The sequence below is a fragment of the Sphingomonas sp. 2R-10 genome (genome assembly GCF_030062225.1).
Classification (GTDB): domain Bacteria; phylum Pseudomonadota; class Alphaproteobacteria; order Sphingomonadales; family Sphingomonadaceae; genus Sphingomonas.
Map to the genome: position 1 here is coordinate 14,503 of NZ_JASCXF010000025.1, position 11,180 is coordinate 25,682.

Consider the following 11,180-nt stretch of genomic DNA (forward strand, 5'->3'; position numbering starts at 1 on the left):
CATGGATTTTTCCTACCAGCACGCGCAATCGCAGCGTGTCCTCCGCCAGCGCAATCTCCTCGGGATCGCAGCTCTCGTTCTCGCCGGTATTGTGGCGCTCCTCCTGTTGATGTCGGCGACACGAAGCCGCGAGATCGTTTTGCAGCCGGTACTGGGTTCACCCGTCACACTGTCTACGACCGGCGTGTCCCGCGAATATCTCGAGCTCATCACCCGCGATACCGCAGTGCTGACGCTCAACCGCACGCCGTCGAGCCTCGACTATTGGATGAAGTCGGTTCTCGCGATCGTGTCACCGAAGTCGCAGGGCAAGATTAAGGCGGACCTTCTCAAGATCGTCGATGAGCAACGCGGATCGAGCATGTCCCAGTATTTCACGCTGGAAGGCATGGAGATCGACCCCAAGGCATTGCAATCGACCGTCACCGGCAAGCTCAACACTGTCATTGGCCAGAAGATCGTCTCCTCCGAGCAGAGGACCTTTGTCTACGACTGGGAATACGCCGGCATGACGCTGAAGCTGGTCGGCTTCAGCATGGTTCAGCCCAAGGCCCGACCGGGAGCCATGATGTGAACGTAATCTACGCATTTGGCAGCGCCGCGATTGGCACCGCCCTCTCCACCCGCACCTTCTGCTGGCTTAGCCGGTTGCTCGGGGTCGCCCTCATTGCGGTCGCGGTCTTCGTCTTCGCAGCGCCAGCCTTCGCGGCCGGCGATCAGACGTTGGTCGCCGCTGACGGCGCACAGGTGTCCTGCAATGCGTCGGCCAAGGACCTCACCCGTATCAGCCTCGTCGGTGATGAGTTCGCGGGCGTGTCCAAGATCAACACCGGCAACCCATCCGACGACTTCAGCGTCGTCAACGAGCCGGTCCGCGGCGACATCTACCTGTCGGTCCCTGAAGGCTTTGGTCGCCAGGTCCTGTCGTTCTTCGGCACGTCCAAGCGGGGCTACGTCTACAAATTCCAGTGCCGGATCAGCGGCGACCAAGCGGTGCAGGTTTTCGTGTCGAACCCTGCGATCGCGAAGGCCGATGCGCTGGAAGCCGGTACGACCAAGGTCGCGCAAACCTCCTCACCGGAGGAGGCCGCAGTCTCGTTGGTGCAGGCGATGTACGCGAACAAGTCGGTCGACGGCTTCGAGATGCGTCAGCGGTCGCTGAAGCCCGTCTATGTGGGCAACCTCAAGGTGCAGATGATCGCAGAGTATCGCGGCGACGCCATGACCGGCCGCGTCTTGCGGATCGAGAACAAGGGGACCGCCGAAACCACCCTCACCGAGGCGACCGTCGCGCCCGCGAGCGCGCTCGCGGTTTCGATCGCGGAACCCAAGCTCGCGCCGGGCCGGGTCACGACCGCCTACCTCGTCTCGCGGAACGGAAACTAAGCCATGGATCTCAAGAACATCTTCTCCCGCGAGCGTAAGCCGCTCGACGCACCGGAAGCCGGAGACGCTGACGGTGTCTCGCCGATTGCATCCGAGCTCGATGGAAATGCGGAGGTCCGCAAGAAGCAGAACATGAAGCTCGCGCTTGGGTGCGGCGTCGTGCTGGCTGCTTCCTCGTTCTGGATTTTCGGCAGCGACGACGCCGTCAAGAAGATCGACCCCGATAGCGCGGATAAGAAGACGGTCTCGGTCAGCGACATGACCAACAAGACCAAGTCCGAGCAGGAGTGGATGGCGCAGTCGGAGAACCGCTTCCAGAGCAACGAAAATCAGCTGAAGAGTGTCGAGGGCACCAACGCCCGCGTGGCGCAGCTTGCCGAGCAGCTCGAGGCAATGCGAGCCCAGAACCAGTCGATGTCGACGGACGGCCAGCGTGTGGTTTCAGCGTATCAGGCCGAGAACGACCAGCTTCGACGCCAAGTCAACGAGCGGGCGGCAGCGCCGGCGCCGATGCCGGGGCCGCAGGCGATGTACGGTCCGGGGAGCGCGGCCGTATATGGCAATCAGGGTGCCTCCGGGCCTGCCGTTAGCGCACCTCCGGCCCGTTTCAGTGAAGTGAAGATGGTGTCGTTCGGTTCGGCAGAAACCGGCAATGCCACCAAGGTGTCGAAGGGCAGCACGGTTTATACCGACAGCCCGAACTACCTGCCCGCAAACAGCTTTGCCTCGGCAAAGGTGGTGGTGGGTGTCGACGCCTCTGCCGGCGTCAACAGCCAGAGCGATCCGCTCCCCGTCGTCCTCCGCATCACCGGGCCAGCACGCTCGGTCCTGCAAAACGGTAAGCTGCTGACGACCAAGATCCAGGGCTGCCTCATCAACGGGGCGGCGCGCGGCGACCTGTCGAGCGAGAAGGTCTACATCAAGCTGCAGAAGATGACCTGCCCGCAACCTGGGGGAAGGTATGCCGAGTCCGAGGTCAAAGGCTTCATCGCCTTTGGCGGTAAGACCGGTGTGCGCGGCCGCGTCGTCAGCCGCGAGGGCTCGCTTGCGATGCAAGCCTTCTTCGCGGGCCTCGTCGGCGGAGCGGGCTCCGCGCTCAACTCGGCATTCAGCATGCCCGTCATCAATACCGCCGCTGGAAATGGCAGCATCAACCAGACGCCGAACCTCGGCAACGTCGGGCTTCGCGCGCTTGGCGGCGGTGCGCAGGAAACCGGCAAGGACGTCTCGAAATACCTGATCGAGCGCGCCGAGCAGTATCAGCCGGTCATCGAAATGCCGACCGGCGTCGACGTCGAAATCGTCTTCCTGGAGGGTGTTTATGTTCGGAACTGATGAAGGCTGGCCCTCGCGCCTCCTGCCCACCCCGAAGCAGTGGCTTGTCATGGTCCTTGTCTTCGTCGCCTTGGTTGCGGCCGCGATCGCCGCCAAAGCGACCTCCGGGGTTCTCCGTCCGACCAATGCTTCTGTCGAGGCGCTGCTGAAGGTGCGCCTTCCGAAGACGCAGGTTTCGAAGGTGAATTGCAGTGTCGTCGACGGCCTGTGTGAGGTCACCGCCGGCAGCAACCTATTCTACGTCGATCGCACGGGTCGCTACCTCGTCATCGGGCGCGTCTACGACATGGAGACGCGGCAGGACCTGACCGCCACCCGGCTCCTGGAGATCAATCCGGACACGCTCGTTGGTGGTGCCGCGAAGGCAAACGCTGCACCCGATCGCGGAGACGCACCGCTTACCAGCGGCGATCGTCCGAGCACCCCTGCGACGCCCAAGCACCTGTCGCTGGAAGGCCTGCCAAAGGACGGCGCGATCGTCTGGGGCAACCCGAATGGCAAGACGGTTACGGTCTTCAGCGACTTCGAGTGCGGATATTGCAAGGCGCTGAGCACCGCGCTCGTCTCGCTCAACGTGCGCGTCGTCGAGCGGCCAATCTCGGCGCTTGGCACGCGCGACCTTTCCAATCGCGTCTACTGTGCCAAGGACCGGGTCAAGGCGCTCCACCGGGCCTATGCCCGCGAGCCGCTCGGCACGTCAGCGACGTGCGATACTTCGGGCCTCGACGCCAATGAGCGCTTCGCCAAGGCGCACGGCCTGCAAGGCACCCCGGTCCTCGTGCGGGGCGACGGAGCAGTCATGGAAGGCTTCCGCTCCGCTGAGCTGACCGCCGCCTTTATCGCGGGAGGTCGGTCGTGAACCGCTCGCCTCTCTTGCTCATCACAGCACTCGCCGCTGGCACCGTCATGACCGGCTGCACCACGCTCGGCGGCAATGTGAAGGGCAGCTTCAACTGCTCGGCGCCTGACGGCATCTGCGCACCCAGCGCCTTCATCGACGATCGCGCTTTGGCGATGATCTCGGGCGAAGAGGGCGATCGCCTGATTACGCCAGCTGGTCCCTACACCGCGCCGCCTGTCGAGGGTCGGGGCTTCCAGACCGCCGCGGTAGCGCCAGCACGAAGCCAGGAGCGCGTGCTTCGGATCGTCTTCCCGGCGCAGGTCGATGCGGCCGGACGGTTGCACGAACAGACCGCAGTCCATGCGGTGGTGGAACGTGGCGAGTGGCAACAGGCGCTCGCCGATAATGTCGTCGCGACGACACCGGCGGAGGTCCGTGCGGCAACGGGCGGCGATACGCTGCTGGCCGCGATCGATCGGGCGGATCACCCCCTGATGGTGGACGGTGAATCCGTTGCGGATCCTGACATGCCTACGCCTGCGGCTGTGGCCGCCGCGCGCGCACAGGCGGATCCTGTCGGCGATATCAGGGATCAGGTGGCACGCCGCCTGTCCAAATCGCCTCGCCGCCTCTCTGTCTCGCCCACTGCGCTGCGCACACCGCCAACGGTGACCTACACGGCGCCTGCTGCGGTTGCATCGCCACAGTCCGCGCGCATCACCCCGACCGCGTCCACCTCCCCAGCCCGCGTTGGTGCGGTGGCGCCCGCCAAGCCTCTCCCCTCACCCGCGCCACCCCGCCCGGTCGTCACGGCAAGCTCGGGCGCAGCGGTGCCGAAATACGCGACTCAGGCTGGCCGCAATGCAATCGTCGCCGTCGCTGCCAATCCGGCGGTTCGCAACGGGCTTTCGCGCGCCGAACCCGATGCGCGCGAGGCGGCCAAGTCGGGAGCGCCCCTTCCGGTGCTTCGCGCATCGTCCTTCCCAGGAGTGGACCAATGAGCATCTTGAAGGGCCTGCTCTCGACCATCCTCGGCGATTCCGCCAAGCCGGAGAGCGGTCGACCAGATACCGCGGTCCCGCGGTTCGTCCACTGGCTGCCTTACCGTGGCTACGACCCCAAGACCCAGATCTACTACAACAGCGCCTCGCGTGGCTTCTTCCTTGAAGCGACCCCGATGATCGGCGCGACCGAGCAGAGCCATGAGATGCTGGCACAGCTGCTGTCGGAAGGCATCCCGACCCCGGGTGCGTTGCAGGTCCATGGGTGGATGAGCCCGCGCATCAGCGAGAAGCTCTCGCAATGGTACATGCCGCGCTATTCGGCGTCCGGCATCTATGAGCGCATGGCACGGCACCGGACCGAATATCTGATGGGCGGCGTCTGGAACTCGCTATCGGCATCTGCACCGTTTTGCCTGCGCAACCACCGGCTCGGCTTGTCCTATTCGACGCCGGAATCGAGCCGCGTGTCGAACGAGGAAATCATCTCCGTCATGGAGGGGCTGATCTCGGCGCTGGAATCCCTCGGCGTCTATGCCCGGGCGATCGACCCCAAAGGGCTCATTTCGTGGATCGATGACATCACCTCGCCGACGACGGCGCCGGGTGACGATACGATCACCTACAACCCGTTCGACCCGATCGCCGACCAGGCGGTGCGTCACGACCTCGAGATGAAGATCGAACCGGACCGCATCCTCCTGCGGACCGAGCGCTTCCGGCCGACCGGCAAGACCGTCGAGAATGCTCCCGAGATTGGCGAGATCTACCCGGATACGTTCGACGTTCGATCCTTCTCGGTGCGCAACCTGCCGCAGCGCTGGGCGCCGTGGGACATGGCGAAATTGATTGGCGATATGTTCGCCGACAAGTTGCGCATGCCCTGCCCGGTGTCGACCAACCTGTGCCTCGACTTTCCGGACGCTGAGGCTTCCGGGCAACGCGCCGGCCGCAAGTTCATGCGCACCACCAGCTTGGCCGACAGCAAGTCGGCGCGGATGCTGCCGCAGTTGAAGGATCAATCGGAGGAATGGCGCTTCGTCAAGGATGAGCTGCGTCAGGGCAGAAAGCTGGTGCAGGCGTTCTACTCGGTCACCTCGTTCAGCCCGAAGGGCAAGGGCGATGCTAATGAGCGCATCCTGAAGTCGGTGTACCGGGCCGCAGGCTGGGACCTGCTCGACGATCGCTATCTCCAGATCCAGGGCCTGCTCGCCGCGATGCCGATGACGATGGCCAATGGCCTGTCGTTCGACCTGAAGAACATGAAGCGGCTGCGCACCGTGCTGACGACGACGGCGGCGAGCCTGATGCCGCTGCAGGGCGAGTATCTGGGCGGCAACAATCCGCACCTGATGCTGATCGGCCGTCGCGGACAGCCCTTCTTCTGGAGCCCGTTCGAGAACACCGCCGGCAACCACAACGTAGCGGTCTTCGGTAAGTCCGGGTCAGGCAAGTCGGTCGCTCTTCAGGAGCTGTGCTCCTCGATGGTCGGCGCCGGGGCCAAGGTCGTCGTGATCGATGACGGCCGTTCGTTCGAGCATTCGGCCAAGCTGCAGGGCGGCGCCTTCGTGGAGTTCACGATGTCGTCGGGCTTCTGCATCAACCCTTTCTCGATGATCGATCCGGTGCTGGCGGAAGCCGATGAAGATTACCGCATGGATTGCTTCGCCATGCTCAAATCCATCGTCAACCAGATGGCTCGGCACATCGACAAGCTCAATGATACGGAAAGGGGCCTCATAGACGGCGCGATCAATGCCGTCTGGGCGGACAAGGGTCCGCAGGGCTCGGTCAACGACGTCATCGCCGCGCTGGATGCGACGCAGAACCAGATCGGCATCGACCTTGCGATCGCGATGCGTCCCTTCTCTTCGAAGGGCACATATGGTCGCATGTTCGAGGGCGAAGTGTCGTTCGAGCTGAAGAACAACCTCACCGTCTTCGAGATGTCCGACCTGTCGTCGCGCGAGGAGCTGCGCTCGGTCGCGCTGACCGCAATCATGTTCCTCGTCAGCCAGTCGATGCGCCGCGAGGATCGCTCGGTGCGCAAGGCGCTGCTGCTCGATGAGGCATGGCAGATGCTGAAGGGCGGCTCGATGGCCGACTTCATCGAAGCCTACGCCCGTACCTGCCGGAAATATGGCGCATCGCTGGTCACCGCGACGCAGAGCCTCAACGACTATTACAAGTCGGATGGGTCCAAGGCGGCGCTCGAGAACTCGGACTGGTTCGTGATCCTTCAACAGAAGGAAGAGACGATCGCCGACTTCAAGAAGCACGATCGCTTCCAGATGGACGACTACACGGATGCGCTGCTCCGCTCGCTGAAGCGGCAGGGCGCGGAATATTCGGACGTGATGATTAAGGGTCCGGAGACGCTGGCGGTCGGCCGCCTCGTTCTCGATCCCTATTCCGCGACCGTCTACTCGTCGTCGCCCCTGACCTTTGCGGCGATCCACGATCTGCTCGCACAGGGCCTGACGATGGAAGAGGCGATCGAACGGGTCGCCTATCCCAACAACCCCGAAAAATGGACCGATCCGAGCGCCGATGACGCGTTCGCGATGGCAGCGGAGTGACCACCATGGCGACCGTTTTCCCGATGCCCCGCAGCGGCCGCAAGGTCGACTACGGCTACGGCCTCTACTTCGGCCTGCACTTCGCAGGCTTCATGGCCACGACCCTCCTGATGACGTGGGGGGTGTTCATCCTCTTCTTCCTCGTCATCGGCGGCTTTTCGCTCGATGGCATGATGAACCACGTTCAGAACCTGACCAGTCGCTACCTCGCCGCTGACGCTGGCCGCATCGAGCAGTTCAAGTTGGTGGTCGGCGGGGTCCATACGGCGATCTCCGTCGCCATCATGTTCTTTCGCCGGCACGCCCTGCTGCCGCGCGATGATGCTCGTCAGGAGCGCCGTGCATGACCGACACCGTCGATACACCACAGGCGGCACCCGTTGCCGTGTCCGCACCAATCGCCACCCGACGCAAAGTCGTGTTCGCCGGCTACACGGCCGCACAGCTGTTGGTCGCGGCCGCACTCGTTCTCGCCCTCGTCTGGGCGATGTGGGTGACCAAGCTGGTCACGGCCGACAAGCCGCAGCGCATCGTCAAGGTCGAGCTCTCCAAGATCATTGGCGAATATGTACAGGCGCAGGCACGCAGCGCGACGCCGCCCGATCAGGTACGGGCGCAGATGACTGCTTTCCTGGCTTCCGTGGATGCGGAAGTGCAGCGCCATGCTGCCGACGGACAGATCGTCATGGTCGGCGAGGCGGTCCTCAACAAGAGCGTGCCCGACATCACCGCCGAGGTTGCCAAGGCCGTTTATGCCTCTGGCATGAAGGTGCCGACGCCTGCGACCCCGACCCAGATGGGTGCCATGATGGGTGGGCAGGTTCCGACTGTCCCAATGATCGCTCCGGTGGAGACGGCACAGGCGGCTCCCGTCGCCGCGGCACCTAATCCGTTCGCCGAGCTGCCCGCGCAGGCAGCAGTTCAGGATGTGGCCGCGACCGACCCGTCGGCTGCAGGCGCGGCGGTATCGACCTTTGGAGGCCCCAATGCGCAGTAACGTAAGGTTGCCGATCGGCGATAATTTCGATGCTCGCGTCTGGATGGCAGCCATAATGTTGTCGGTAGGGGGCATGGGTGTTTGGGCCGCTGTCGTATCGTACAACAATACGATGCTGACCAACCGTCAGGTCACGATGATCCTGCGGGAAGCGCCGCCAGAGGTTCGTACTCGTGCGGTGCAAAATCTGCGGGACGATTCCGCCATTCAGACCCTGGGGCAGCCAGTCACGCGCGGACGGCTACGCAATGCCATCGACGCTGCGGACACAGCCGTGAGGCAGGCGAAGTGATCGGCGTGGCGCCTGCCGGCCACGCCGCTGCGTCCACGACCGAAACCACCGCCACTTTCAGGCCACGCAAGCGGCTATGGGCGGCGCTCGGTCTGTTCATCGCCGGCGGTGTGTCGCTGAACGCGATCGCCGATTGGCGTGACACACATGCTCTTCTCATCAACGCGTCGGAATCGCTGCCCAACTGGGCGTTCGTGATCCACAAGACGGCGGTTCCGAAGCGCGGCGAGTATGTGTTCTTTGTGCCTCCCGCGGTGCCGCTGGTCATCAAGCATTTTGGCGCGAAGAAGCAGATGTTCGGCAAGATCGTCTACGGCATGCCCGGCGATCTCGTCGTTCACCGCGGCGCCGATGTTATCGTGGCCGGCAAGCTGGTCAGCCATATGAAGCCCTTCACCAAGTCGGGGGAGCCGCTGGTGGCAGGCCCTACGGGCGTGATCCCGCAGGGCTGCTACTATGTCGGCAGCCCGCACAAGGACGGTTTCGACAGCCGCTATGCCGCGATCGGCTATGCGTGTTCGAACAAGATCGTCGGTGTCGGGCGGCCCATCCTGTGAACCGCACGCTGGAGTCCGTCGCGATCGTCGCGCTTCTGTCGGTATCGCTGACCTCGGCGACCCGCGCTCGGGATCACGGCGTCGCGGGCCAGGCGTTCCCCATCATCGAGCCGGATCTGATGGCGACCATGGAGGCGAAGCTCCAGCATCTGCAGGCGACGGGCGGCATCGATCGCATGAACAAGGAGTTCGCCCGCCGAGCCGAAGCGCGCGTGCGCCGGCCGAAGCCTGTCGATGGTATCACTGCCGCCAGTGAGCCGCGCAGCTGGGCCTATGACCCTACGATCGTGATCGATCACGACGTGCAAGACCAGGAGGGCAACTTCATCGCCCGCGCCGGTCAGTCGGTGAACCCGCTTGATTTCACCGTCGTCCGCCAGGCGCTCGTTTTCGTCGACGGCGACGACGCGGCGCAGATGGCCTGGGCGACCAGTCGCTACACGGACCTGACCGCCAAGATCATCCTCGTGAACGGCTCGCCGATCGAGGAAATGACCGCGCGGAAGCGGCGCTTCTATTTCGATCAGGAGGGGCGCCTGACGGGCAAACTCGGCATTCGGCATACGCCGGCCGTCGCGGTCCAAGACGGCCGTGTGATGAAGCTCTCCGAAATCAAGCTCAAGGGAAACAGCTGATGCCGCTTTGGCTCGATCTGTTGCGCACGCCGATGGCCGCGCCCGAAACCGATGATCTGCGCATGATGCGCCGGACCTTCCAGATCCTCTGCATCGCCTCCGCGCTCGGCGTGCTGGCGATCTCGCCGCTGGTCCGGTTGTTCGGCCGCCCCGCGTCGTTCGTCATCGCTGCGCTGCTCATCACCACGGCGCTGCATACCGCGCTCTACGTTTTCCGGAAGAACCGCGCCGACAATGCTTATCTCGACGCCGCACAGTCGTCGGGAGACGCCGCGTGACCAGGTTTCGCTGGCTCGATCTCGATACCGTTTATCGCTGCCAGCGTACCGCTTATCGCTACGCGGCGGCATTCGTTGTTCTCGCGCCACTGCTTATGATGCGGTTCGAGGTGTCTCCAAAGCTCGTCAGAGATGTGTGCGACTTGGCACTTCTGCTTCTTGCCATGATGCTACTCATCCCGCCGCCCGGTGGCTTGATGACGCTGTTCGAACGCGATGGGCGTCGTTCGTGAGCTGGATGCGATCCCTCGCAACGATGGCGCTCGCCGGTCTCGCGTCGATCGTCCTAACCACGTCGGTCGGGGCGCAGACCCCGGCAGTGCCTGCGGCAAAGTCGACCTGCACCGGCAAATTCGTCAACCCGATCACCGACGTCTGCTGGAGTTGCATGTTCCCGCTGTCGGTGGGCGCGCTCAAGATCTGGCCAAGTACCCGGGCCGATACCGACAATCCGTCGCTCCCGGTTTGTGCATGCGGAAGCCCCGTGCCCCGTATTGGCATCTCGGCGGGGTTCTGGGAGCCAGTTCGCCTCGCCGACGTCACCACCAAGCCGTGGTGCTTCGTCAACCTTGGAGGCACCAAGATCTCGCCCGGTTTCGATATCGGGCAAGGCCAGCTGTCGGGGCCGTCGCAGATGGGCGGCAATGGCCAGAACACGTCGAAATGGCACGTCCACTGGTACGTCTATCCGCTGCTTTATTGGATGGAAGTTCTCGCCGACTTCGCCTGTTTCGAGGCCTCGTCGTTCGATATCGCCTACATGACCGAGGTCGATCCGCTCTGGCAGGATGACTCGCTGACGGCGCTCATCAACCCGGAGGCCGTCCTCTTCTCGTCGCCGATCGCGCAAGCAGCCTGCGCCGGAGATTGCATCGCCGCGACCGCCAAACTGCCGCTCGACGCCACCTTCTGGTGCGCGGGCTGTCAGGGTCCGATGTACCCGGTCAACGGCAACATCGCCGCTTCGATCGGCCATGTTCAGGCCTCTCGCCTCGCGCTCTCCCGCTTCGCCTTCAAGATCCATCGCGAAGGCCTCGCCTGGGGCACGATGGGCTCCAAGGGCCTGTGCAACAAATACCCCATGCCGGTCCTGCGCAAGCAGCAATACCGCGTCCAGATGGTCAACCCGATCCCGACGGTCAGCGGCAAGTACGCATGCTCGCCGCTGGGTGCCTCTACGATGCCGCCACAGGCTGGCCGCGCCTTCCCCGTGAAGGGCGAGGACATGGGCTACCTCGTCTGGCGCAAGCGCAACTGCTGCGTGCTCTGAGGAGAGACT

At 63.9% G+C, this 11,180-nt stretch carries 14 protein-coding genes; all 14 read left to right on the forward strand.

Going from position 1 to position 11,180, the window contains the following annotated elements:
- The first annotated feature begins 1 nt into the window (after position 1).
- From QLH51_RS12610 to traU, 14 genes are read left to right on the forward strand one after another with little or no spacing between them, the layout of a single operon-like run.
- Positions 2-574 carry a type IV conjugative transfer system protein TraE gene (locus QLH51_RS12610; protein ID WP_283514570.1) on the forward strand — a complete coding sequence of 191 codons (573 nt, stop codon included), beginning with the start codon at positions 2-4 and terminating at the stop codon, positions 572-574.
- Entirely contained in the window at positions 571-1,386 is an 816-nt protein-coding gene (locus QLH51_RS12615; RefSeq protein ID WP_283514571.1) for a type-F conjugative transfer system secretin TraK, read from the forward strand. The genes QLH51_RS12610 and QLH51_RS12615 overlap by 4 nt, the downstream gene beginning before the upstream one ends.
- Positions 1,387-1,389: 3 nt before the next feature.
- Positions 1,390-2,721 carry a TraB/VirB10 family protein gene (locus QLH51_RS12620; protein WP_283514572.1) on the forward strand — a complete coding sequence of 444 codons (1,332 nt, stop codon included), beginning with the start codon at positions 1,390-1,392 and terminating at the stop codon, positions 2,719-2,721.
- A complete protein-coding gene (locus QLH51_RS12625) occupies positions 2,708-3,580 on the forward strand; it encodes a DsbC family protein (RefSeq protein WP_283514573.1) in 873 nt (290 codons plus the stop codon). Before QLH51_RS12620 ends, QLH51_RS12625 begins: the two co-directional genes overlap by 14 nt.
- Positions 3,577-4,563: a TraV family lipoprotein gene (locus QLH51_RS12630; protein ID WP_283514574.1), complete on the forward strand. Its 987-nt coding sequence runs from the start codon at positions 3,577-3,579 to the stop codon at positions 4,561-4,563. Before QLH51_RS12625 ends, QLH51_RS12630 begins: the two co-directional genes overlap by 4 nt.
- Positions 4,560-7,142: a type IV secretion system protein TraC gene (traC, locus tag QLH51_RS12635; RefSeq protein WP_283514575.1), complete on the forward strand. Its 2,583-nt coding sequence runs from the start codon at positions 4,560-4,562 to the stop codon at positions 7,140-7,142. Before QLH51_RS12630 ends, traC begins: the two co-directional genes overlap by 4 nt.
- 5 nt (positions 7,143-7,147) lie before the next feature.
- The gene (locus QLH51_RS12640) at positions 7,148-7,489 is read left to right on the forward strand and encodes a hypothetical protein (RefSeq protein ID WP_283514576.1); all 342 of its coding nucleotides are present in this window, start codon (positions 7,148-7,150) and stop codon (positions 7,487-7,489) included.
- Complete coding sequence (locus QLH51_RS12645) at positions 7,486-8,139, forward strand: TrbI F-type domain-containing protein (RefSeq protein ID WP_283514577.1); 654 nt, start codon at positions 7,486-7,488, stop codon at positions 8,137-8,139. The genes QLH51_RS12640 and QLH51_RS12645 overlap by 4 nt, the downstream gene beginning before the upstream one ends.
- Positions 8,129-8,431, forward strand: a complete 303-nt coding sequence (locus tag QLH51_RS12650) for a hypothetical protein (protein ID WP_283514578.1) — start codon at positions 8,129-8,131, stop codon at positions 8,429-8,431. Before QLH51_RS12645 ends, QLH51_RS12650 begins: the two co-directional genes overlap by 11 nt.
- Complete coding sequence (locus QLH51_RS12655; protein WP_336620700.1) at positions 8,428-8,988, forward strand: S26 family signal peptidase; 561 nt, start codon at positions 8,428-8,430, stop codon at positions 8,986-8,988. The genes QLH51_RS12650 and QLH51_RS12655 overlap by 4 nt, the downstream gene beginning before the upstream one ends.
- Positions 8,985-9,623 (forward strand): type-F conjugative transfer system protein TraW, encoded by a 639-nt coding sequence (gene traW, locus QLH51_RS12660; RefSeq protein WP_283514579.1) that lies wholly within the window; start codon positions 8,985-8,987, stop codon positions 9,621-9,623. Before QLH51_RS12655 ends, traW begins: the two co-directional genes overlap by 4 nt.
- Positions 9,623-9,901, forward strand: a complete 279-nt coding sequence (locus QLH51_RS12665; protein WP_283514580.1) for a hypothetical protein — start codon at positions 9,623-9,625, stop codon at positions 9,899-9,901. Before traW ends, QLH51_RS12665 begins: the two co-directional genes overlap by 1 nt.
- Positions 9,898-10,134: a hypothetical protein gene (locus QLH51_RS12670; protein ID WP_283514581.1), complete on the forward strand. Its 237-nt coding sequence runs from the start codon at positions 9,898-9,900 to the stop codon at positions 10,132-10,134. Before QLH51_RS12665 ends, QLH51_RS12670 begins: the two co-directional genes overlap by 4 nt.
- A gap of 23 nt (positions 10,135-10,157) precedes the next feature.
- Positions 10,158-11,171, forward strand: a complete 1,014-nt coding sequence (gene traU, locus QLH51_RS12675; RefSeq protein WP_283514582.1) for a conjugal transfer pilus assembly protein TraU — start codon at positions 10,158-10,160, stop codon at positions 11,169-11,171.
- Positions 11,172-11,180 lie beyond the last annotated feature (9 nt).